Source organism: Vibrio lentus (assembly GCF_030409755.1).
GTDB classification, from domain to species: Bacteria; Pseudomonadota; Gammaproteobacteria; order Enterobacterales; family Vibrionaceae; genus Vibrio; species Vibrio lentus.
In genome coordinates, this window is sequence record NZ_JAUFQE010000002.1 from 2344645 (window position 1) to 2369512 (window position 24868).

General features: G+C 44.5%; 17 protein-coding genes. 10 read left to right on the forward strand and 7 right to left on the reverse strand.

Going from position 1 to position 24868, the window contains the following annotated elements; translation table 11 throughout:
- Positions 1-8: 8 nt before the first annotated feature.
- The 3 genes from galK to galE all read right to left on the reverse strand — a co-directional run bounded on the left by galK (position 9) and on the right by galE (position 3729).
- Complete coding sequence (gene galK, locus QWZ07_RS18840; RefSeq protein ID WP_192852259.1) at positions 9-1169, reverse strand: galactokinase; 1161 nt, start codon at positions 1167-1169, stop codon at positions 9-11.
- A gap of 193 nt (positions 1170-1362) precedes the next feature.
- Positions 1363-2415, reverse strand: coding sequence for a UDP-glucose--hexose-1-phosphate uridylyltransferase (locus QWZ07_RS18845; RefSeq protein ID WP_017069513.1), 1053 nt, complete (start codon positions 2413-2415; stop codon positions 1363-1365).
- Between the two features lie 294 nt (positions 2416-2709).
- The gene (galE, locus tag QWZ07_RS18850; RefSeq protein ID WP_017110431.1) at positions 2710-3729 is read right to left on the reverse strand and encodes a UDP-glucose 4-epimerase GalE; all 1020 of its coding nucleotides are present in this window, start codon (positions 3727-3729) and stop codon (positions 2710-2712) included.
- A gap of 394 nt (positions 3730-4123) precedes the next feature.
- On the opposite strand from galE, the gene ebgR reads away from it, so the two are divergent.
- The 9 genes from ebgR to QWZ07_RS18895 all read left to right on the forward strand — a co-directional run bounded on the left by ebgR (position 4124) and on the right by QWZ07_RS18895 (position 19634).
- Entirely contained in the window at positions 4124-5107 is a 984-nt protein-coding gene (gene ebgR / locus QWZ07_RS18855; RefSeq protein ID WP_017110432.1) for a transcriptional regulator EbgR, read from the forward strand.
- 324 nt (positions 5108-5431) lie between these two features.
- Positions 5432-8548, forward strand: coding sequence for a beta-galactosidase subunit alpha (gene ebgA, locus QWZ07_RS18860; RefSeq protein ID WP_192852260.1), 3117 nt, complete (start codon positions 5432-5434; stop codon positions 8546-8548).
- Between the two features lie 3 nt (positions 8549-8551).
- A complete protein-coding gene (locus QWZ07_RS18865) occupies positions 8552-9004 on the forward strand; it encodes a beta-galactosidase subunit beta (protein ID WP_192852261.1) in 453 nt (150 codons plus the stop codon).
- 151 nt (positions 9005-9155) lie between these two features.
- Positions 9156-10580, forward strand: coding sequence for an amino acid permease (locus QWZ07_RS18870; protein ID WP_017110435.1), 1425 nt, complete (start codon positions 9156-9158; stop codon positions 10578-10580).
- A 576-nt stretch (positions 10581-11156) separates the two neighbouring features.
- Positions 11157-12590: an amino acid permease gene (locus tag QWZ07_RS18875; protein ID WP_017110436.1), complete on the forward strand. Its 1434-nt coding sequence runs from the start codon at positions 11157-11159 to the stop codon at positions 12588-12590.
- A gap of 401 nt (positions 12591-12991) precedes the next feature.
- A complete protein-coding gene (ygjJ, locus tag QWZ07_RS18880) occupies positions 12992-14056 on the forward strand; it encodes a protein YgjJ (RefSeq protein WP_192852262.1) in 1065 nt (354 codons plus the stop codon).
- Positions 14057-14071: 15 nt separating this feature from the next.
- Positions 14072-16465 (forward strand): alpha-glucosidase, encoded by a 2394-nt coding sequence (gene ygjK, locus QWZ07_RS18885; RefSeq protein ID WP_192852263.1) that lies wholly within the window; start codon positions 14072-14074, stop codon positions 16463-16465.
- Positions 16466-16859: 394 nt separating this feature from the next.
- Positions 16860-18200 (forward strand): MATE family efflux transporter, encoded by a 1341-nt coding sequence (locus QWZ07_RS18890; protein WP_192852264.1) that lies wholly within the window; start codon positions 16860-16862, stop codon positions 18198-18200.
- Positions 18201-18512: 312 nt separating this feature from the next.
- The gene (locus tag QWZ07_RS18895; protein WP_192852265.1) at positions 18513-19634 is read left to right on the forward strand and encodes a phosphatase PAP2 family protein; all 1122 of its coding nucleotides are present in this window, start codon (positions 18513-18515) and stop codon (positions 19632-19634) included.
- On the opposite strand, the gene QWZ07_RS18900 is transcribed toward QWZ07_RS18895, so the two are convergent.
- Positions 19621-20550: a LysR family transcriptional regulator gene (locus QWZ07_RS18900; RefSeq protein WP_192852266.1), complete on the reverse strand. Its 930-nt coding sequence runs from the start codon at positions 20548-20550 to the stop codon at positions 19621-19623. The genes QWZ07_RS18895 and QWZ07_RS18900 overlap by 14 nt on opposite strands.
- Positions 20551-20650: 100 nt before the next feature.
- Between QWZ07_RS18900 and chrA the strand changes: the two genes are divergently transcribed.
- A complete protein-coding gene (gene chrA / locus QWZ07_RS18905) occupies positions 20651-21796 on the forward strand; it encodes a chromate efflux transporter (RefSeq protein WP_102339866.1) in 1146 nt (381 codons plus the stop codon).
- A 113-nt stretch (positions 21797-21909) separates the two neighbouring features.
- Here the strand turns inward: chrA and QWZ07_RS18910 are convergent, their stop codons facing one another.
- From QWZ07_RS18910 to QWZ07_RS18920, 3 genes are read right to left on the reverse strand one after another with little or no spacing between them, the layout of a single operon-like run.
- The gene (locus QWZ07_RS18910; RefSeq protein WP_076668210.1) at positions 21910-22926 is read right to left on the reverse strand and encodes a tetratricopeptide repeat protein; all 1017 of its coding nucleotides are present in this window, start codon (positions 22924-22926) and stop codon (positions 21910-21912) included.
- Entirely contained in the window at positions 22923-23894 is a 972-nt protein-coding gene (locus QWZ07_RS18915) for a type II secretion system F family protein (protein WP_017110450.1), read from the reverse strand. Before QWZ07_RS18915 ends, QWZ07_RS18910 begins: the two co-directional genes overlap by 4 nt.
- A gap of 3 nt (positions 23895-23897) precedes the next feature.
- A complete protein-coding gene (locus QWZ07_RS18920; protein WP_017110451.1) occupies positions 23898-24863 on the reverse strand; it encodes a type II secretion system F family protein in 966 nt (321 codons plus the stop codon).
- Between the last annotated feature and the right edge of the window lie 5 nt (positions 24864-24868).

Here is a 24868-nt window from a genome sequence, read left to right on the forward strand (position 1 = left end):
CGAAACAGCTAGATTACTTCAATTAGGCTAGCGCCGTCTTTCGCTTGGCACACATAAATCGATTCTTTTAGGCCAGTCGCTGCTTGGTACTTCTGTTCTACCGTTGTTTTAATTTCATCAACTAAAGCAGGCGGAACCAATGCCACGATACAGCCACCAAAACCGCCGCCAGTCATGCGCACGCCACCTTGGTCACCAATCACGTCTTTGACCATATCAACCAGAGTGTCGACTTCTTTGACTGTGATTTCAAAATCGTCTCTCATTGAAGCGTGAGATTCTGCCATCAACTCGCCCATACGCTTCATATCATGAGTACGTAAAGCTTGAGCCGCTTCAACCGTACGGTCATTTTCCGTGATCACGTGACGAGCGCGCTTAGCGACTATTTCATCAAGCTCAGTGACTTTGGCATTGAACTGTTCAATCGTCACATCTCGCAATGCTGGAACACCAAAGATGCGCGCGGCTTCTTCACACTGTTCACGACGCGTGTTGTATTCACTGTCGACCAAACCGCGTTTCTTGTTTGAGTTGATGATTACCACAGCCATGTCTTCTGGCATAGAAACCGCTTGAGTTTCTAGGCTACGACAGTCCAACAGCATCGCGTGGTTTGCACGACCTTCAGCAGAAATCATTTGATCCATGATGCCGCAGTTGCAACCAACGAATTCGTTTTCCGCTTGCTGACCATTCAACGCAACTTCAGCTTGGCTGATCTCTAGGTTGTAAAGCACCTTAAATGTCTGACCGATGACGACTTCCAGAGCCGCAGAAGAACTTAAACCCGCACCTTGAGGCACGTTGCCGGTTACAGAGATGTCTGCACCTTTAAACTCAAACCCACGACCCATTAAGCATTTCACAACACCACGAATGTAGTTCGCCCACATCTTGTCTTGTTGGAAAGTGATCTCTTTAGTGATATCGAATTCGTCTACTGCATTATCGTAGTCGACAGATACTACGCGCACGATGTTGTCGTCACGCTTAGCCGCTGCAACTACCGTTTGGTAGTTAATGGCACACGGTAGAACAAAACCATCGTTGTAGTCAGTGTGCTCACCAATCAGGTTCACACGACCCGGAGCTTGAACGATATGAGTCGCTCGGTAACCAAGGACTTGCTCAAAAGATGCTTTCACGTTTTGGATTAGATCAGACATAAGTAAACTCTCTGCTTAAACTCTTTAATCAATTGGTTATGGCCCCTTTACGGCACCACTTTAATTCTTTTAGATTCCCGACTCCTTTGTTCCTCACTCTCGGGATTGACGCTAAACGTTTCAATGAAACTGTCATTCCAGAATCGAGGAACGAGATATCAGGAATCTTGCTCGTTATCTACGAAGCAACGTATTACTGCTCTTTGTAGTGAACGTCGCTCAAATCACGAAGACGTTGCGCAGCTTGCTCTGCGGTTAAGTCACGTTGAGATTCAGCCAGCATTTCATAGCCCACCATGAACTTACGAACCGATGCGCTGCGCAGTAGCGGTGGGTAGAACAAAGCGTGCAGTTGCCAATGATCGATGTCGGTGCCTTCTTCGAAGAACGGCGCATAGTGCCAACCCATCGAGTACGGGAATGAACACTGGAACAAGTTATCGTAACGGCTAGTCAGCTTCTTGATTGCCAGCGCCAAGTCATCACGCTGCTCGTCCGTCAATTCACTCATGCGGCGAATATGCGTTTTTGGTAGCAACATGGTTTCAAATGGCCACGCAGCCCAATAAGGCACCACGGCAATCCAATGTTCAGTTTCAACCACAGTGCGAGAGCCATCTTTCATTTCAGCTTCAACGTAATCGACTAATAGGTTTGAGCCTTGCTGTTCAAAGTACTCTTTCAGTAGCTTTTCTTTACGTTCAATTTCGTTGGGTAAAAAACTGTTCGCCCAGATTTGACCGTGTGGATGAGGCTGAGAACAGCCCATGGTCTCGCCTTTGTTTTCGAAGGCTTGAACCCATAGGTAATCTTTACCCAGTTCTTCAATTTGCTCGTTCCAGGTATCAATCACACCACGGATTTTATTAACCGGTAACTCTGGCAGCGTTTTGCTATGATCCGGAGAGAAACAGATAACACGGCTCAACCCGCGAACACCTTGAGTCTTGAATAGAGGGTTTTCAGACTCTGGAGCGTCAGGTGAATCAGGCATCAACGCCGCGAAATCATTACTGAATACGTAAGTGCCGTCGTAATCTGGGTTTTCATCACCCGAGATACGTGTATTGGTTGGGCACAAGAAACACTCTTTCTCATACGCTGGAAGTTGCGCTGTTGATGGCTTTTCATCTTGGCCGCTCCACGGACGTTTTGCGCGGTGCGGTGATACCAAGATCCACTGACCCGTTAATGGGTTATAACGACGATGCGGGTGGTCTACTGGGTTAAATTCAACTTTTGACATGTTTAGATTGCTCTCAAATTTTGTGTCTTGGTCAATTCACCAAGATGAATAATTCTTCTACAAGGAGATTCCCTATCACGCTCGTTCCTCACTGTAGGGAATGACGTTCAGAAATCGTAGTTTTAAAATTCGTCATTCCAGAATCGAGGGACGAGATATCTGGAATCTCTCTTCATCTGCATTCCCCAATGAAATTGGAGTTGCAGCTAGGCAGCAAGATTTCCAATATCCATGAGCATAGATCTTCTATGTGATTGGAATTGGTAAGCGCAGCTAACAACGCTGCGGCTTCAATTACGAAGGGGAATAGCCGTTCGGGTTATTCGACTGCCAATTCCACGTATCTGCCGTCATCTCCATCACACTGCGAGTCGCTTTCCAGCCTAACTCGCGCTCTGCTTTTTCAGTGCTTGCCCAACATTCGGCAATATCACCAGCGCGGCGTGGACAAAGTTCATAAGGGACAGGCTTACCCGATGCTTGTGCGAAGGCTTCAACCATCTCAAGTACACTTGAGCCTTTACCTGTGCCTAGATTATAAATATGTAAGCCAGCCTTCTCGCCCACCGCTTTTAACGCGGCAACGTGACCGTCTGCTAAGTCCATTACATGAATATAGTCACGAACGCCTGTGCCATCGACGGTTGGGTAATCGTTTCCAAACACAGCCAATTTTTCACGGCGACCAACGGCTACTTGAGCAATAAACGGCATTAAATTATTTGGAATACCTTGTGGGTCTTCACCCATGGTGCCTGATGGATGTGCGCCAACAGGGTTAAAGTAGCGCAGTAACGTCACGCTCCAGTCGTTTTCAGCGTTGAACAAATCGCTCAAACACTCTTCCACCATGTATTTGCTACGACCATAAGGGTTGGTTGTTGCGCCAGTTGGTGAGGTTTCAGTAATTGGCACTACTTCTGGGTCACCGTAAACAGTAGCCGAAGAACTAAATACGATACTTTTCACACCCGCTTTCTTCATGCTTCTAGCTAACACTAGTGAACCATTTACGTTGTTATCGTAGTATTCCAAAGGCTTAGTCACCGACTCCCCTACCGCTTTCAGGCCAGCAAAGTGAATCACGGCTTGGATATCGTTTTCTGAAAATACGCTATCTAGAAAAGATTGATCACGAATGTCGCCAAGATAAAACGTTGGTCGCTTTCCGGTTAACGATTCGATTCGTTCTAGCACCAGCTCTTTACTGTTGCAAAGGTTATCAACGATGATTGGCTCCATACCTGCCTGTATCATTTGAATGCATGTATGACTTCCGATGTAACCCATGCCGCCCGTAACCAGTACTTTCACAATCAACCTCTCTTTGTCATCATTCGTGGCTTAATTCGATCTGATATTCAGCTCAATAACGCCCTATACCAGAAATAGTAGCAGCCATTTTGACTATAATTCTGTGATCAAAACCACGAAGTGTAAACGTTTACACTAACTTTGCGCACTGTGACTGAACATGGCATGGAGATAACCTATGCTCGATTAAACCTAATACATTGAATTTTAATAAGATAATTATTGATAACTAGATTTGAGACATCGTAGAGGAGTTGAACATTTATTTTACTAAAAGTTAATGCAATGGCTTCCAGTTTGATTACAATAGGTCTGTAGAATAAAGAGGTGCATTGCTTTTTTACTAAAGATGTATTTTCAAAGCAACGCAATGTTCCAATAACAGGAAGTGAGTATGGCAACGTTAAAAGATATCGCGACTGAAGCAAATGTTTCACTGGCTACAGTTTCACGGGTTCTCAATGAAGATCCTACATTAAGCGTCAAGGAAGAGACCAAAAGGCGTATCTTTGAAATTGCCGAGAAGTTGGAGTACAAAACCAGCAGCTCACGAAAAACCGTTAGCAGTAAAAAACAAAATCATCACTTCCTTGCCTTGTATAACTACAAGCAAGAAGCTGAAGTTAACGACCCTTACTACCTATCCATTCGCCATGGTATTGAAACTCAATGCGAAAAAATGGAAGTTGGACTAACCAATTGTTATGAAAGCAAAATACAGGTTAGCTCTAGCAACATTACCGGTGTTTTATTAGTCGGTAGAATGACACAAGAAGTTATCGAGCAAGCGAAAAAGCTGACCGATAATATTTGCTACGTCGACTTTACGGATCACTCAGAACCTTATGACTCTGTCGATATCGATCTTGCTCGTATCAGCAAAGAGATCACCAACTTCTTCATTAACCAAGGTTATCAACGCATTGGTTTTATTGGTGGGCAAGACGACATCAATACTTCAGACATTCGAGAAGTGGCTTTTGCTGAATACGGTGGCCTTAAAAACGTAGTCAGTGAGCAAGATATCTATCGCGGTGACTTCTCTAGCTCGTCGGGCTACGACCTAGCGAAGAAAATGCTAGAGAGCGAGAATTACCCGAAAGCCATGTTTATTGCATCAGATTCCATCGCTATTGGCGTTTTACGAGCGATTCATGAGCACGGTTTGCGCATTCCTGAAGACATTGCGCTGATCAGTGTAAATGACATCCCAACCGCTAAGTTTACCTTCCCATCTTTATCAACGGTTCGTATCCATTCTGAACTGATGGGAATTCAAGGTGTTAACCTGCTGATAGAGAAAGCGCGCGACGGACGAACCATCCCACTTAGAGTCTACGTCCCTAGTAAACTCAAGCTGCGCGATACAACAAAATAATCATATAAATCAAACATATAAAATAAGGCCACCTTTATTGAAGGTGGCCTTTTTTATGTCTTTCATATACGCCAACATACGCATATCTCCCTTCTGAAATACTCACCTAAATCACCAAATGACATTCTTTTAAGTGGATCACACACCACTGTAAAAAGCCCACAAAAAACGTGATGGAGTTAAAGTAAAACGTTTTCACCAATTTCATTTAGTAAAACTTTTACTAATAATTACCTCAGTCCAAAAATACTCGTATTCACTACGACCCAATTACGCATAAGAACGTCGGTCAGCAAATTGCATTTAGGCCGAGAGAGAGGCAACGTGAACAACTGGGAAAACTTCCTGAACTTACATGAGAACCGTATGGCACCGCGTGCATACTTCTTCTCATACGCATCAGAAAAGAATGCAAAAACGTTTCAGCGTGAACTTAGCAGCCACTTCCAACTGTTGAGTGGCCAGTGGAATTTCAGCTATTTCACCAATCCACTATTGGTTCCTGAAGAGTTCTACTCTCAAGAAATGAAAGACTGGGGGCACATTACGGTTCCAAACATGTGGCAAATGGAAGGCCACGGCGATCTTCAATACACAGATGAAGGTTTCCCATTCCCAATTGATGTGCCTTTCGTACCATCAGACAACCCAACCGGCGCATACCAACGCTCTTTCTTCCTAGGCGAAAGCTGGGACGAGAAACAAACCATCATCAAATTCGATGGCGTTGAAACTTACTTCGAAGTTTACGTAAACGGCGAGTACGTGGGTTTCAGCAAAGGCAGCCGCCTAACCGCTGAGTTCGATATCTCTAGCCACGTAAAAGCAGGCAACAACCTACTTTCTATTCGCGTAATGCAATGGGCCGACTCAACCTACATTGAAGACCAAGACATGTGGTGGACGGGCGGTATCTTCCGTGATGTTTACCTAGTCGGTAAAGAACAACTGCACGTTCAAGACGTTACCGTTCGCACTGACTTCGACGACGCTTACCAAAGCGCTACCCTATCGTGCAAAGTGGAACTAGAAAACCTAACAGCAGCAACAAACGCAACCCTTGAGTACGCATTGCTTGATGGCGGCCAAGTTATCTCACAAGGCTCAGTAGATAGCTTAGCCGTCCCTAATCATAAAACTGGTGGCAATGTAGATACTCAATTCTCTATTGATCTGGTTAACCCAGTTCAATGGAACGCTGAAAACCCTTACCTGTACCAACTGCTACTGACGCTGAAAGACGCTAACGGCAAGGTGCTGGAAGTAATTCCACAACGCGTTGGTTTCCGCGATATTAAAGTGCGTGATGGTCTGTTCTACATCAACAACAAGTACGTGATGCTGCACGGTGTAAACCGCCACGACAACGACCACCTGAAAGGTCGTGCTGTCGGCATGGATCGCGTAGAGAAAGACTTGGTACTGATGAAGCAACACAACATCAACTCAGTACGTACAGCACACTACCCGAACGACCCACGCTTCTACGAACTGTGTGATATCTACGGCCTATTCGTGATGGGTGAAACCGATGTTGAAACACACGGTTTTGCTAACGTTGGCGACCTAAGCCGCATCACTAACGATGCAGCATGGGAAGCGGTGTTTGTTGAGCGTATCGAACGTCACATTCACGCTCAAAAGAACCACCCTTCTATCATCATGTGGTCGCTGGGCAACGAGTCTGGCTACGGTTGCAACATCCGCTCTATGTACGATGCTGCAAAAGCGATTGATGACACGCGTCTGGTTCACTACGAAGAAGACCGTGATGCTGAAGTGGTCGACATCATTTCAACCATGTACTCACGCGCTCAACTGATGAATGCCTTCGGTGAATTTCCACACGAAAAGCCACGCATCATCTGCGAATACGCACACGCAATGGGTAACGGCCCGGGCGGTTTAAGCGAATACCAAAACGTATTCTACAAGCATGATGCCATTCAAGGTCACTACGTTTGGGAATGGTGTGATCACGGCATTCTAGCGCGTGATGAAGCAGGTACTGAGTTCTACAAGTACGGTGGCGACTACGGTGACTACCCGAACAACTACAACTTCTGCATGGACGGTTTGATCTACCCAGACCAAACACCGGGCCCAGGCTTGAAAGAGTACAAACAAGTAATTGCCCCAGTGAAGCTTCGCGATTTCGATGCACAAACGGGCACCTTCACTGTCGATAACAAACTTTGGTTCTCAAACATTGATGACTACACCATCACTGCGGAAATCCGCGCTGAAGGTGAAACCATTGCTGTACAACATATTAAGGTTGAAGAGCTGGCTGAAAACTCTAGCCGCGAACTGACACTTAACTTGCCACAGCTTGATGAGCGTGAAGTGTTTGTGAACTTTACTGTTCGCAAAGATTCTCGTACTTCATACAGCGAAGCGAACCACGACATCGCGGTTTACCAATTCCAAGTGAAAGAGAACACGGCGCAGCTAGAAGCCTTCACCAACAACAATGCAACGGCACTGAATGTTGAAGAATCTCGCCTCGCTTATGTAATCAAAGGCCATAACTTTGCACTGAACTTCTCGAAAGTGAACGGCAAGCTGACGTCATGGTTAGTCAATGGCGAAGAACTGATTAAGTCGGAGCCTAAACTGAACTTCTTCAAGCCAATGATCGATAACCATAAACAAGAGCACGATGGTTACTGGGAGCCTGCGCATCTACAAATTATGCAAGAGCACTTCCGCACGCTAAACGTGGAAGAGAACAACGGCAAGATTGAGATCACCACCACCAGTATCGTTGCTCCACCGGTATTCGATTTCGGCATGCGCTGTGAATATCGCTACCAAATCAGTGCCGAAGGCCAACTGAACGTTGAACTGAGTGGCGAACGTTACGGTGATTACCCACATGTGATTCCAGTGATTGGTTTCGATATGGGCATTAACGGTGATTTCGACCAAGTTCAATACTACGGCCGTGGCCCTGAAGAGAACTACCAAGACAGCAAACAAGCCAACATGATTGATGTTTACCAATCAACCGTGGCTGACATGTTCGAGAACTACCCGTTCCCACAAAACAACGGCAACCGCCAACACGTTCGTTGGGCTGCACTTTCAAGCCGCGCGGGTAATGGTATTGCAGTAAAACCACAGCAAGAAATCAACTTCAGCGCATGGTTCTACACCAACCAAAATCTGCATCAAGCACAGCACACAATCGAACTAGAGAAGAGCGGTTACATCACGCTAAACCTAGACCACCAAGTGATGGGCTTAGGCTCGAACTCTTGGGGCAGCGAAGTGCTCGACTCTTACCGAGTTTACATGGACGAGTTCCGCTACGGCTTAACTCTGATTCCATTCCAAGCAGGCGATTGCGACGCGCAACACCTAATCAGTCACAACTTTGGCGATGAGTTTTTTACGGCGAATACACCGAAAGCTCAACCACAAAAGAACGAGGCATAAGCGATGATCGTTTTAGAAAACTTAGAACAATTTAAAGTCGTTTACCGCGACGGTCGTAAATGGCAACGCTGTGTAGAAGCGATTGAAAACATCGGCAACATCAAAGATGGCGTGATGTATTCAATTGGTGACTCACTGGCTTACATGATTGAAGACGGCGTGGCTCGTGACACCGAAAGCTTTACTGGCAATCGTCGTTACTTCGACGTGCATTACTACCTAGAAGGTCGTGAAACCGTCGATTTCGCAGCCAAGTCAGAGCTAGAGCAAATCCAAGCTTACAGCGATGAGACTGACCGTGAACACCTAATGGGTAACGGTGAAACTCGTGAACTCATTGAAGGTCAAGTAGCGATCTTTGATAACAGCAAAGCTTACCGCTTCCACGGTGATAACCGAGTACGCAAAGTAGTGCTGAAAGTGACTATTGAAGACGGTTACTTCCTTAATAAGTAAGTAACTGAAAGCAACAACAAGATCTATTCACAGTGTGTACTGAGCCTTGCCGTTCAAGTCTCAGTCACACTGCATAACGCCTTTACGCTTCTTCCCTACAAGGAAGCTTAAAGAAATAACGACTATAATTACGTGACCCTTGGAGGACACTATGTCTGAATCTGTACGCGGTAAGTTAGGTAAATTTGCCTTGCTCTCCATGACATTTGCAGCGGTATTTAACGTTCGCAACATTGTAAATAACAACATCGAATTGGGATTGAGTTCAGCCCCTATCTTTTTGCTTGCCACTCTTATTTACTTCATTCCATTCGTGTTCATTATTGCTGAATTCGTATCAGCAAATAAAAATTCTGAGTCAGGCATGTATGACTGGCTTAAACAACCTTTGGGCTCAAAAGCGGCCTACTTAGGTTCATTCCTCTATTGGTTCGTTAACCTATTCTGGTTTGTATCACTGCTGCCTAACGTTATCGCATACGCATCTTACGCAATGCTTGGCTACGAGTACGCCTTCTCTCCTATTGTGACATCGGCAATCTCAATTGGTCTATTTGCGGCGGCAACGCACATCTCGACTAAAGGCGCGAGCTGGTTAGGTAAGATTGCAGAGATCGTGGCATACGGTGTATTTGCACTGTTCGCGGTTTACGTTATCGGCGCCCTAATGGCATTAGGTGGTAACCATGAGCCAGTAGAACCAATCACGCTAGAAGCAATGACGCCAACCATCAACTGGGCAACACTAGGTATTATGTGTTGGATCTTCCAAGCAGCCGGTGGTGCAGAAACCGCAGCCGCTTACCTAAACGATGTTAAAGGTGGTCATAAGTCTTTCATCAAGGTGATCATTAGCGCGGGTATCGCTATCGGTATCATGTATGCAGTCGGTTCTCTATTAGTGAATGTATTCGTTGCACGTGATGAACTCACTTATGCTGGCGGCATGGTTGAAATCTTCACTGGTATGGCGAACTACTTCGACATTTCGCAATCTCTAACAGGTCGCTTCGTCGGTATCATCCTATTCGTCGCTATGTTCGGTTCGATGATGATGTGGACAGCAGCTCCAGTAAAAATTCACTTCTCTGAAATCCCTAAAGGTGTTTACGGTGAGAAGACGACTGAGCTTAACGAACACGGTGTGCCAGTACGCGCAGCATGGTGGCAATTTGCGTTCGTATTCCTAATGCTCGTTATAAACGGCTTCGGTTCTGAGTCTGTACAAGACATGATGAACACAGCGATTAACCTAACAGCAGGTACGGCAATGTTACCGCCTATCTTCATCATGGTGGCGTACTTTGTATTCCGCTTGAAGCATGACGATACGCCACGTGACTTCCGCATGGGTACTCGAGTTCAAGGTATGGCTGTTGTATCTGTACTTATCGGTATCTTCGTTGTGAGCATGACAGCGTCAGCATTCCCGACGGGTGTAGACCTAATGCAAGCGTTCTTCGTTAACGTATTTATGACGGCAGTGTTCTCAGCTATCGCTTGGTGGTGGATCTCTCGCTTTGAAAAGAAGCAAGCAGGTAAAGACGCGAAGTTAGAAGCCGCAAAGCAGTCGTAATCCAAAATTGACATCTCTAATTGAAAAGCGCCTTTATGGCGCTTTTTTTTGTTTTAAATCAGAGTATTAAATAACAAAAAAACAAGAATAAAAACGTCATTCCGTCAAGGTTTCACTTCACGAAAAACGCTAGTTAAATCGTAATAAATCCCGAACAAAAACACAGGTAAAATATTAACTAAATTTATTTACTCAATATCACATATTTGATCAATTCTGATTAACTTCCCGCCGCTTAATCTTTAATCTCCTTGCTGAAGAGATAGAAAAACTCATAGAACGAAAAACGACACAAAGCCCCTACAAGCCTGTTACATCGTCGTACATGAGAAAGCCAATTTCTTTGATGAATGCCTTAGTGTCGCATTTGAAATTCAAGTAATAAATTTACTGAAATCGAGAAGACAAACGCCAAGGGATTCGTTCGTAAATCAATACAAAAATAATAAATGAGCCAGACCTGACTTCATGAAGCGGGTGTTTGCCAAACCAACATAACAATAAAAACACGGCCTAGATCTCCCTCTCTAGGACCTAGTAAATAACGATCATCAACGTGATTCACCGGAGAACATCATGTCCGATAATAAACGCAGTACGATAGGCAAGTTTGCCCTACTGTCTATGACCTTCGCGGCGGTATACAGCTTCAATAACATCATAAACAACAACATCGAGATTGGCCTTTCCTCAGCTCCGATGTTCTTTTTAGCAACCATCTTTTACTTTGTGCCCTTTTGTTTGATCGTGGCTGAGTTTGTATCATTGAATAAAGACTCTGAGGCGGGTGTTTACTCTTGGGTTAAAAGCTCTCTAGGCGGTCGCTGGGCGTTTATTTCAGCTTACACCTACTGGTTTGTTAACCTATTCTTCTTCACCTCTCTGCTGCCTAGAATCATCGCTTATGCGTCGTATGCTTTCTTAGGCTTCGAATACATATTTACGCCGATCACCACGGCGATCTTGAGCACGATTCTATTTGCGGTTGCTACACACATTTCAAACAACGGCGCGAAGCTACTTGGCCCAATCACCTCACTAACATCATCACTGATGTTGTTGCTGACTCTGTCTTACATCCTGCTTTCAGGCGGTGCTTTGATCGGTGGTATCGAGCCAGCTGACCCAATCACCATTGAAGCGATGACACCAAGCTTTAACTGGGCATTCCTTGGGGTAATCACTTGGATTTTCATGGCGGCTGGCGGTGCTGAATCGGTTGCGGTTTACGTCAACGACATCAAAGGTGGACACAAGTCTTTCGTTAAAGTGATCATCATTGCCGGTATCTTTATCGGTGCGCTTTACTCAGTTGGCTCTGTGCTTGCGAACGTATTCGTTGCTCGCGAAGAACTTAAGTTTACTGGTGGTTCGGTGCAGGTATTCGAAGGGCTAGCAAGACACTTTGGCCTGTCTGAAATCTTGATGAACCGTTTCGTTGGTGTGGTTTCATTCACTGCGATGTTGGGCTCTCTACTGATGTGGACAGCGACTCCGGTTAAGATTTTCTTTTCTGAGATCCCTAAAGGAATCTTCGGTGAGAAAACGGTCGCTCTAAACAAACAAGGCGTTCCAGAGCGTGCGGCTTGGGTTCAATTCTTCATCGTCATTCCACTGATGTTCATCCCAACACTTGCATCGGACACCGTACAAGACCTAATGAGCACCATCATCAACATGACAGCAGCAGCCTCTATGTTGCCGCCACTGTTCATCATGATCGCTTACCTTCACTTGCGTGTAAAACTCGACCATCTCCCACGTGATTTCCGCATGGGCTCACGCCGAGTGGGTATCACAGCGGTGTCGATTCTTATCGCTATCTTTACGGTGGGTTTCTTTGCATCAACCTTCCCGACTGGCGCAGACATCATGACCATCATCTTCTACAACGTGGGTGGGATTGTGATCTTCCTTGGCTACGCATGGTGGAAATACGGTCAATACGAGAAAAGCTTATCTCCAGAAGAGAAGAAACTAGAAGCAAAGCCGGAAACTGCTAACGCCTAGTGTTCACCTTACCTTGGTCTTAATCTTGATTTGAACTCTCTTAGGCACTCACTATTTGGCGAGTGCCTTTTTATTCGCTTCCCTTTTTTCTTATCGCCGCTCCTTACATCCTATTTACCGAGTTATTCCTTTCATCAAAATTAGATTCACAACACCGATATATCCCTTGCCTGATATTTGTTTATAAATTCAACTAAAACCCAAAACAAATCAACGATAAACTTTTACTAAAAATAGATCACACTTTTAAGCTTATTTAATTTTAAACACAAAAATAATCATTAATATTGGTTTTGCGATCGTAAGTGACCTGACCATATACGCCTTGAAGAGCACCCCATATTAGAAGTCAGAACTGCTTACGAAGCTTCATTTATAACCCCGACACAGAAGTGAACAAAATGAAAAGTAGTTTTACTAAAAAGACTCTTATTACAAGTTGTATTCTTGCTGCCCTTACGGCTAATGCGCACGCTGATGAAACCGCGGCTAACCACAGCGACACTCAGCCCCCTAAAACAGAATCAGAAACGCTGTTTAACTTTTACGGTGAGCTTGGCCTTGGTGGTCATGTGGCACTCGAAGGTGATGATAAGGGTCGCTACGCAGACGGCACTTACATTGAAGCGGGTTTAGCTATCGAGCACGGTAATTGGTTTGGTCTTGCTTACATGGAAGGCTGGACGGTACAAGCCGATGACGAAGGTAACGCTTGGGCGACTGGCCACGGCTGGGGCGGCTTCGAAGGTGGTTTTAACCGCTTTTACGCTGGCTACCGCACCGACGAAAAAACAGAATTTATTGTCGGTCGTATGGACTCGTCACTGGATGACGTTCAATGGTGGGGTGACCCTACAGTTGAGTACGGCTACGCAATCTCAAACACGCGTGACGTACACCTTGGTGTGAAGATCCAAAACCTAGAGGGCAAGCTTCGCTACAGCGTTTCTTTCGCGCCAGAGTCTGATTTCTCTGAAGACGATGCTCTCGTTCACTTCGGCAAATACGACAGTTTCGCAGACCAATGGAAAGATAAGAATGCCATGGTCAATGGTTACCTCCAATACGATCTGACTGACGATCTGACCCTAATGGGTGGCGGTGAAGTTCGTAACAAAGATGGTGGTGAACTATTGCTATTGGGTGCTGAATACAAAAATTTCGCTACTCGTGTTTGGCACGATACCGATAAAGGCAACCAAGAATCTTTCGGTAGCGAGTCAGGTATTCAAACCAGTGCGTGGTACGAAGCAGCACAAGGCGTTTACCTATCAGCAGCCTACAACTACGCAAACTTTGACGGTGACAATGGCGACAAAGAGATCACCTCTTACATCAATGCTGGAGTTTGGTACGAATACGGAAACGGCGCATTTGCGACTGCTTTCGACAGCCGCTTTGGCGTAGGCAGCGACACTGAAATCGGCGACGCACAAGTGTTCGCAATGCAATACTTCTACTGGTAATAACAGGAACTCATCATGAAACTGAATAAATCATTCGCAGCTCTCGCTATTGGCGCAGCACTTGTTGTTACTGGCTGTACATCAAACTCCATCTCTGGCTCAAGTTCTGATGCAGAGCAACTGCAAGCAAACGAATTTAAGAACGTTATCGACCGCACTGGCTCGCCAGAATACATGCGTGATTACGACTTCGATGACCATCAACGCTTTAACCCATTCTTCGACCTAGGCGCATGGCACGGTCACTTGTTGCCAGATACAGCAGAAGGCATGGGCGGATTCCCAGGAACGGCACTGCTTACCGAAGAATACATCAACTTCATGGCTGATAACTTTGACCGCCTAAGCGTGTTCAAAGATGGCAAAAAAGTCACGTTCACCATGGAAGCTTACAGCCTACCGGGCGCATTGGTTCAGACACTAAAATCTGACGATGTAACGGTAGAAATGACGATGCGTTTTGCTTCAAACCGTACCTCTCTGCTAGAAACCAAAATCACTACCGACTCCCCAGTAGAACTAGTGTGGGATGGTGAGCTACTCGAAAAGACACACGCGAAAGAAGGCGTAGCACAAACCGACAAAACAATCGCTGAAACTTACCCTGAGTATGACCGTCAAATCGTCGCAACCGACGATGGCCTGAAAGTCACCTTTGGTAAGGTGCGTTCAACTTGGGATCTGCTGACTTCAGGTGAGTCTGAGTACCAAGTTCATAAGTCGATTCCAACGCAAACTAAGGTCGATGGCCTAACGTTTACTTCAACGGCAAACATTGAAGAATCAACCACCATCTACACCACATACTCGCACGTTTTAACTGCAGAAGAAGCGCAAGCGGAACAGCCTGAAATCAAAAAGATCATGGCAAACCCTACCGACTTCTTAGCGGCATCAGCAGAACGTTGGGAAGGTTATCTTGAGATGGGTTTAACCAACCCGAACGCAACACCAGAACAAGAACGTGTTGCGGTTAAAGCGATGGAAACCCTAAACGGTAACTGGCGTGGCGCTGCAGGTGCGATGGAGTTTGATTCAGTGACACCATCAGTGACCGCACGTTGGTTCTCGGGCAACCAAACTTGGCCGTGGGACACATGGAAACAAGCCTACGCAATGGCTCACTTCAACCCAGACGTAGCGAAAGACAATATCCGTGCGATGTTCGCTTACCAAATTCAGGCTGACGACGCCGTTCGCCCTTGGGATGAAGGCTATGTGCCCGATTTATTGGCTTACAACCTAAGCCCAGAACGTGGCGGCGACGGTGGTAACTGGAATGAACGTAATACCAAACCAAGCCTAGCGGCATGGGCAGTAATGGAAGTCTACAAGACCACCAGCGATGAAGCTTGGCTCGAAGAGATGTATCCAAAGCTCGTGGCTTACCACGATTGGTGGCTACGCAACCGTGACAACAACGGCAACGGTGTACCTGAATATGGCGCAGCACGCGACAAAGCACACAACACACCTGAAGGTGAAATGTACTTCACTGTGGTTCGTGGCGACAAACATGAAACAGTCGTAGGCCAAGCAGCACTAGATAAAGTTGTGGCTGAAGGTAACTACGATTACATCGAAAGCCCAGCTCAAACAGCCGCATCTTGGGAATCAGGTCGTGACGATGCAGCCGCATTCGGTTTCATCGATAAAGATCAGCTAGACGCGTATGTCGCGAACGGCGGCAAGCGTAGCGATTGGGATGTTGAGTTCGCTCAAAACCGCGCTGAAGACGGAACATTACTAGGCTACTCGCTACTGCAAGAATCTGTCGACCAAGCAAGCTACATGTACAGCGACAACAAGTACCTAGCAGAAATGGCTGACATTCTAGGTAAAGACGCAGAAGCAAAAGAGTTCCGCGAAAAAGCAGAGCACCTATCGAACTACATCAACACCTGTATGTTCGACGAAGGCACTAACTTCTTCTACGACATTCGTATCGAAGACAAACCACTAGCCAACGGCTGTGCAGGTAAACCGATTGTAGAACGTGGTAAAGGCCCTGAAGGTTGGTCACCACTGTTCAATGCAGCTGCCACTCAAGCTAATGCTGATGCAGTTGTCTCTGTAATGAAAGATACAGAAGAGTTCAATACCTACGTTCCACTAGGTACTGCGGCGCTTTCAAGCCCAGCATTCGGCCCTGATATTTACTGGCGTGGACGTGTTTGGGTAGACCAGTTCTACTTCGGCCTAAAAGGCATGGATAGCTACGGCTACCGTGACGATGCGATTGAAATGGCAGGTGCATTCTTCGATCACGCTGATGGATTAGTGCAAGACGGCCCTATCCGTGAGAACTACAATCCACTAACTGGTGAACAACAAGGTGCACCAAACTTCTCTTGGAGTGCCGCTCACCTATACATGCTATACAACGATTTCTTTACTGACGCAGAGTAAATCGAATCTATACCTGTCTTCTGGAATTCAATGAAAAGATAACCTCATAAATTTCAGGCTTTGGCACTCAGTATCTCGCTGAGTGCCTTTTTTACACCTGAAGCCAAATAATCGAACAAACAAGCACTTAGACTATTTGGCCTACCATGATCCTTTTACTCTATTCGCTGTACGTTAGCTGTGTTTACTAGATAACTTTAACATTGAAAAATAATTCACCATAGAGCTATGAAACGATTCAAAAAGTTTCATGCACTCTACTTGGTTTTTGGGTTTAACGACCTTACTGGGATTTTCTTTATCCTTAACCGCTATCCGGACATTAATTTGATAGTCGTTTACGCAATAATGGCTAAACTATAGTGTCGCCTACCCCTTTTTTGAGAAAACCTAAATGCCTAATGCAGATTCCACCCTAAACAAACGCATGGGAATCGTTGCGCTCACCTGGCCAATTTTTATCGAAGTTCTTCTAAGAACCGCACTCAACACCAGTGATGTATTCATGTTGTCGGGATACTCAGACAAAGCCGTGTCTGCCGTTGGTGTTATCTCTCAGATATCCTTTTTTCTGATCATCGTATCAACCATGGTCAGCAGTGGTACAGGCATCCTAATTGCTCAATACAACGGCGCATCTCGTACTCAAGATAGCGCTCATGTGGGCGTGGCAAGTATTATCCTAGCCATTGTTACTGGTGTGTTGTTGAGTATCATCGCCGTTCTTGGCGCTGAATATTTTATTCCGCTCTATCAACTGGAAGCTCAGGTCGAACAGTACGCTCAAGAGTACCTGTTCATCAGTGGCGCACTCACCTTCAATGTGACGATAGGTGTGGTTCTCACCACAATTCTACGTAGCCATGGTTATTCGAAATCGCCAATGGTCATCAATTTGATTGCTGGTGTTATCAACGTATTCGGTAACTATTGCGCACTCTACCAACCTTTTGGACTGCCCGTTTACGGCGTACAAGGGGTGGCTACCGCAACTGTGATTAGCCAACTAATTGGTATGTTCATCTTAATTGGTGTGGTGAGAAGTAAAGGCATTGAGCTACCAATGAAGCAATTCAAATCTGTACCTAAAGCCATCTATCAAAAGATCATCAAGATTGGTTCTATGAATGCAGGAGAAGTGCTCTCTTACAACATGGCGCAGATCAGCATTACCTTCTTTGTGGTGCAAATGGGCACTTCTTCATTGGCGGCGTTTACCTACGCGCAAAATATCGCTCGCCTCTCTTTTGCCTTTGCACTGGCCATTGGTCAGGGTAGCCAAATCCAAACCGGATACTACATCGGCAAGGGTTGGATAGATGAGATAGCCAATCGTGTACAACGCTATTTTGTAGTTGGCTTTATCGCCTCTATCAGCATTACCTGCGTGGTCTATATTTTCCGATTCGAGATTTTGGACTTATTCACTCAAGATCCAGAGATCATCGCACTCACCGCAGCACTGATTGCAGGCTCTATCCTGTTAGAAGCTGGTCGCGTATTTAATTTGATTTTCATATCTTGCTTGAAAGCTGCAGGCGATATTAAGTTTCCGATCAAAATGGGCATTCTCAGCATGTGGGGCATTGGCGTTGCTATGAGCTATTTGCTTGGCGTGCATTGGGGGTATGGCGTGTTAGGCGCGTGGATGGCAATTGCAATGGATGAATGGTTCCGAGGAATCATTATGGCGTATCGTTGGAGAACAAAAAAATGGACTCGTTTTTCTTTGTAGATAGATTGTTGAAAAGCTTTACAGTTTACTTCGAACAAAAGAAAAAGCGCTAGGGGGAGCTAGCGCTTTAAGACCAACTAAGTCCGTTTAGCCTGGTAGTTTTTTAAGCTATATCATTAGGATATAACCAATTTTTTTACTTAGGTAAATCAAAAAGCCTATTCTTTACGACTGCTTTGAGTCGTAAATTAAGTATAGTCGGGTTATGAAAAATGGAAGGCTTTATTTCGTTTATTTTTACCTTAGACACAAGGTTGAAAAGTAGAAAACCAGCTCAAATGAACTAACCTTTAATCATGATAGAAAATCTTGATGAAGGGCTATATGGATTCAGAGACGACCACCGCCAAACCCGCTCCTCAAAAAGAACAATCAAACTTGTTATCGTCTTTACTTCATGAATTCAGAAGAAACAAACTGATTCTGTATTATGTTGCATTTACGACACCGTTAACGTTAGTTGTTAATTATTTCGTGCCTCATGAAGTTCGATACAACATATATACCTACTTAGAGATCTTAGCCACGGTCTGTTACGTCACCTTTATTTTATGGGCGACATACTACTACTGCCATTTATTGTTCAATCGAGAAAAAAGACCCACTAAACAATTCATCAATAAAATTAAAACTCTGTTGTTTCCAGTATCAAAGCCGATCTACTTTATTTTATTAATGCTCGTCTTAAACATCTCATTCTCTAGCTATACCTTCTTAAAATCAGTCATTCCTTATCTCAATCCATATTTTTTAGATCTCGATTTTTACCATTTAGATAAATGGTTGCACTTTGGCATTTCACCTTGGGAAATCACCCACTTTTTTTTACCGAATTCAATAGCTTCACTCGCCATCAACATCTTGTACAACTTGTGGTTTTTTATCATGTGGGGAATGCTGCTTTATTTTGTCATTTACCGTAAAGATGACCAACTTCGCAACCAGTTTTTACTCACATTCTTAAGTTCATGGTTTATCATTGGGAACATAATGGCGACCCTTCTGTCATCAGCAGGCCCTGTTTTTATTAGTCACTTCAATGATCAAGATTTGTATCTTCCTTTGATGCAAAGATTAAACATGCAGAGCGCAGAACTCACTGAACGTGGCTTTATGTCTTTGTGGGCACTCAGTACTCAAGATGCGCTTTGGGCAAGCTACGTTGGAGGAGTTGGGGATATAGGGACTGGCATCTCAGCCATGCCCAGCATGCATGTAACCATATCCGTTCTGATTGCAATGACATCATTCAAATTGAATAAAAAACTCGGTTACATAGCTTGGATTTACGCCTTCTTTATTCAGGTTGGCTCGGTACATTTGGCATGGCATTACGCTGTTGATGGTTATGTGGGTGCAATACTGGTTGTAGCTCTCTGGCATTTGATCGGTTACTTACTCCGAAGGAACACACCCTCAATTACTCGGCAGTAATAACAATCTCAACAGCTTGAGAAATCACTTTTCTCAAGTGAGTATTCTTGTCGTCTAATTGCTTTCCCTTACGATAAACAAGCTGTATATCAAAATCAGGGACGTCTATTGGCGGGGTGACAGCTATCAGTGAACTGTCTATATTAGGGGCGTTTCTAGCGACTAGCTTAGGCACAATACACAATAGCTTTCTTCCACTTATCAATCGTTTTACGGTTAAGAAGTTACTCGATGCGATTGCCACTTTTCTGGTGTAACCCAACTCAGACAATTTAGTATCAACTGTCGTTTTTAAGGCACCACTAGGAGACACTAAGGCGTGCTCCACAGAGACAAATGATTGCAGTGACATAGGCAACTCAATATCCAAAACGGATGCATCAAGCAAACAAACATGCTGCTCGGTGTAGAGAAGTTCTGTGTCATACAATTTAGGCACTTCACCAAAGCTGCCTATCGTAATGTCTAGCTTAGCCTCTTCAAATACCTGCTGGTAATTGGTTCGATTAACGTTAAGAAATGCAACTTGAGAGTTTGGCGAAGCTTGTTTAATAAAATCGAAGATCATTGGGCCAAACATCTGTTCCGCGTAATCGGTAAGTCCGATCTTCCAGCTGCCTTTATAACTATCAACTTCGAACCTTTTGGACAACAGAACTTCAGATTGAATAGTATTAAGCAACGCATCGACGGTGCTTGATAATTCAATCGCTCGTTCGGTCGCTTCCATCTTGCTACCAACTCGTTCAAATAAAGGATCATCAAACAGCTTTCTCAGTCTTTGTAAGCTATGACTCATCGCTGATTGGCTGACATAACAACGTTCAGCTGCCTTGCTTACACTGTTTGTTTTATATAGAGCTTGCAGTGCAATCAATAAGTTAAGGTCAATTCCTTTCCAGTTAAAATCAGCCACAAATCAATCCCATATTATTCATAGTTATAATTAAAACAATTAATTTGAATCATAGTTCAACTCCACCTAAATTACGCTAAACATTTATCTGGAATCGATCATGCTTTCAATTTTTAAAACCTTTTTCTGGCTTGGCTGGATTAGCTTTGGTGGACCTGCGGCACATATTGGCTACTTCCGCAAAACCTTTGTTGAGAAACTGAATTGGTTATCCGACGAAGAGTACGGGCAAATTGTCGCCCTAAGTCAATTTCTGCCGGGTCCAGGCTCAAGTCAGGTTGGCTTCGCGGTTGGTTACAAAAAAGGTGGCTTAACCGGTGCGATTGCCGCATTTGTAGGCTTCACCTCCCCTTCTGTCATCCTAATGTTGATATTGGCCTTAGCGAGCAACCAGTTGTTGGAAGCACCGCTTTTCATTTCAATCATCCACGGACTTAAGCTACTCGCGGTCGTGGTTGTAGCTGACGCCACTTTCGGCATGTACAAAAACTTTTGCCAATCAAAGATAGCAACAGCACTGTGTGTGATCACCGCGATTGTTCTACTTTTGATTCCTGGGATCTGGCCTCAAGTCTTAGTGCTCCTATTTGCAGCAATCATTGGCAGCAAATTCTTAACCTCACAAGACTTAAAAACAACGCCTTCGACACATAAGATAACCATAACGCCGCTTGTTATTTTTGTAGCACTATTGGTTGGTTTACCTCTGTTCAGTGCATATTCTCAAGGCATCGAAGTGTTTGGGTTATTTTACCAAGCAGGCAGCTTAGTCTTCGGTGGCGGTCACGTGGTTCTTCCGCTGCTACAGAATGGTATTGGAGACCAACTGTCTCAAGATACCTTCCTAACAGGCTATGCTGCTGCGCAAGCGGTTCCTGGCCCGATGTTTACGTTAGCGACTTACCTCGGTTATGTGTTAATGCCATCGGCACCGATTACAGGTGCACTGCTCGCAACAATTGCGGTGTTCTTACCGGGCTTCTTATTGCTACTGGGGGTACTGAAGAACTGGCAGGCAATTGCGAGTAAACCTTTGGTGGCTGGTGCTCTTACCGGTGTGAATGCAGCAGTTGTTGGTCTATTACTTGCAGCTCTATACCAACCCATATTCACAAGTGCAGTGAGCAGCGGCATAGACTTCGCTCTGATCATTGTTGGCGTGTGGTTATTGAAAACAATGAAGATGCCGATTGTAGGTTTAGTTGGTACCTTTATCGCAGCCGGTGCGATGCTTAACTATTTATAATTACTTAGATACCAAACTGAGTTACAAATAATAGCCCCTGATAAGGACACTCATCAGGGGCTAATTCATTTGTGCTATTTACCATAAGGAGAGTAACTTTTCATAGAACAACACTATATTGGTGTGCTCGCCTTCATTTCTCTCACCTCGGCTAAGGCTCGATTTAGGTTTTCATTGGCGATTTTGTAATACGAAGGTTTTTTGTCGATGGCTTGTTGAAGGTAAGGAATCGCTTCATCAGGTCGACCTTGAATAATTAAAAAGTAACCAACATTATTCAGAGCTTCCGGCGCATCCATATGACGCATAAACACATTTATGGCTTTTTTCACATCCCCGGATGCCAAATAGATAAGTGCAAGGTTGTTTTGAGCCTTCTCATTATTAGGTTCGATCTCTAAAGCAGAACGCGTGTATTGGTACGCTTCTTTGTAGTTGCCGTACATGTAATGGGAGTAACCCATGTTCAGTAAAGCCTTCACTGAAGTCTTATCGATAGTGAGAGACTTTTTAAAATATTCTTGGGCTATCTGATGTTTACCATCTACATCTTCTAAGACTCCGATTCCCATGTAAGCCAAAGCAGGAGACATACTATCAACCTTCAAACCCGCTACTTCACTTTGACTTAACGCTTGGTAGTTTTTAATCGTGCTACTACTTTTTAAGCGAACTTGGTCTGCATTGATCGCTTTAAAGAAGTAGCTTCGACCTTCATCTGTACGGCGTTGTTTGGTATATAAAACACCTAACTGCTCTAATACTTCAGTATGCGCAGGGTTAAAATCTAATGCCGCCAAATACGCTTTTTCAGCGAGTGCGTAATTACCTCTCGATGAGTGAATTCGACCGATCGTAAATAGCGTTTTATCGTGAAACTCTTGTTCAGGAAAAGACAGAGATCGGATGTACTCATAAAGAGCTAAATCGATGTTGTTATCTCTAAGAGCGACATCACCACGCATGATTGCTTCTTTTTCACTGACCGGCGGATCGTCACTGGTTAAGGTGTCAATTGGCTTCCCCGAATACAATTCGGCATCAAACTGATTGGTTGGCTCATCAGAAGAAGCGCAACCGAGAATTACTAACGGCAGTAAAAGTAAAACCATTCTATTCATTCGCATCATAAACTCGCTCCTGGAGATGTCAGTGCATCCATTACAATCATCATTCCGGGGCCAAGAGCAACGATAAAGAAGCAAGGCCAAATGAACAACAACATGGGAAATAGCATTTTTGTGGGGATTTTCGCTGCAATTTCTTCCGCAGCTTGTTGGCGTTTGTCTCGAAAATCTTCAGTATAGTCACGTAAGGTTTGAGCTAAACTCCCCCCCATTCTTGAAGCATGCGAGAGCAAAGAAACAAGCCCTTCCAACTCACGAAGCCCCGTTCGTTCAACGAGTTGACTCAAAGCATCAGGCATGGTCACACCTGCTTGTATTTTGGCAAATACCGTATCAAGTTCATCGGCAAGTTCGGGTTGTGAAATGTATAACTCGTTAGCGACACGCCCTAGCGCAGCATTAAAACCAAGACCTGATTCAGTACACACCACTAAAAGATCTAAAGCATCAGGAACCCCATTTCTGATTTTTCTCTGCCTCTCTTTTTGCATTTTACTCAATATAAAATTAGGTAAGAATGTGCCGACAAAAATACACGTCACAATCAGCAAATTGTTATAACTATCACCTATGTCTAAATAAAACACTGTGAATGCACAGACAAACCCTATCAAAGTTGAAAGCACTTTGAAGGCATAAAATACAGAAAGTGCGCTTTTTTCATGGTACCCAGCATGCATTAACTTTTCTGAATACGTTTCGTTGTCCTTTTTGTTCCCTCGCCCAATGAATGGCGTCAACGACTCCAAGGTGTTAGTGAAGTCGTAAGGTTTGCGACTACTCGAGTGACTGCTTCCTGAAATTTGCTTTAGTTTTTTATCCAACGGGGAACGAGTACCAACAAAAATAAAGCCAAGGGTAAGAGTCAGTAACATAGTGGTCAGCAAAATCATTCCGTACAACAGAGTTTGACTGCTGATACCGAACTCAGAGAGTGTTTGTTTCCATACTTCTAAATCAAAGAATTCCATAATCTATATCTCGATATTTATAATTTTTCTTATCCACAATGCCCCAATCGCCAACAAAATCACGCCGACACTGACCATAGATATACCTCTAGGATCGCTGTACAAAGGCTCGATGTATTCAGGGTTTACGAATTTAAGACCGAAAAATAGGGCGAAAGGAGAAAGCGTCAGTATCCAAGCAGAAAGTCGACTCTCAGCGGATAGAGTTTTGATCTTTCTTTCTAGCTTAAAGCGGGCTCTTAATACTTCAGATACTTTTTGTAGATTCTCAGAGAGATTCCCCCCCGTTTCTTTCTGCAACATGACAGCACTTGAGAAAGCCAGCATCGATACCGTCGGTACTCTTTCTGTCATTTGTAAAATAGCGAGCCTTAAGTCGTAACCATAGTTCAGTAAGTTATAGGTATTCTTAAACTCAACCCCAATAGGCTCTGGCATCTCTTCGCCAACCTCATTGAAAGACTGGACCAATGGTTGACCGGCTTGTAAGGCCCTCCTGATAATATCCAAGGCCTCTGGTAGCTGTTCTTCAAAGCGTGCCATTCTGTAAGTCACTCGGTTTTGTACAAACAGATAAGCGATGACCCAAACAAAGACAAAAGCGGCAACACAAATGAACCACACCTGATTGAAAACCAAAGCAATCAAAGCCAATAACGTTCCGCACAAAAATACGATTAATAAGAAGCGGCTTAATGTGAGCTTGAGACCTGCTAACTCAAGCATGCGCTTTAGATCGGCAAAGAAAGGAATAACGATCAACTTCCGATCGAGTGGTGATAACTCTTTGTTGTAATGTTCTTTTAAGAGAGACAAGCTCTCTTCATCAATATTTCTTTGCGTCTCTTTTAAGCGACGAGATAACTCTTTGTGCTTGGCTTTTTTCCCGGCAGCTGGCAATAACAAGGCTTGCGAAATAAACAACACTGCGACAAACAATAGGGCCAACGATACAGTTACGTTATCCATAATCG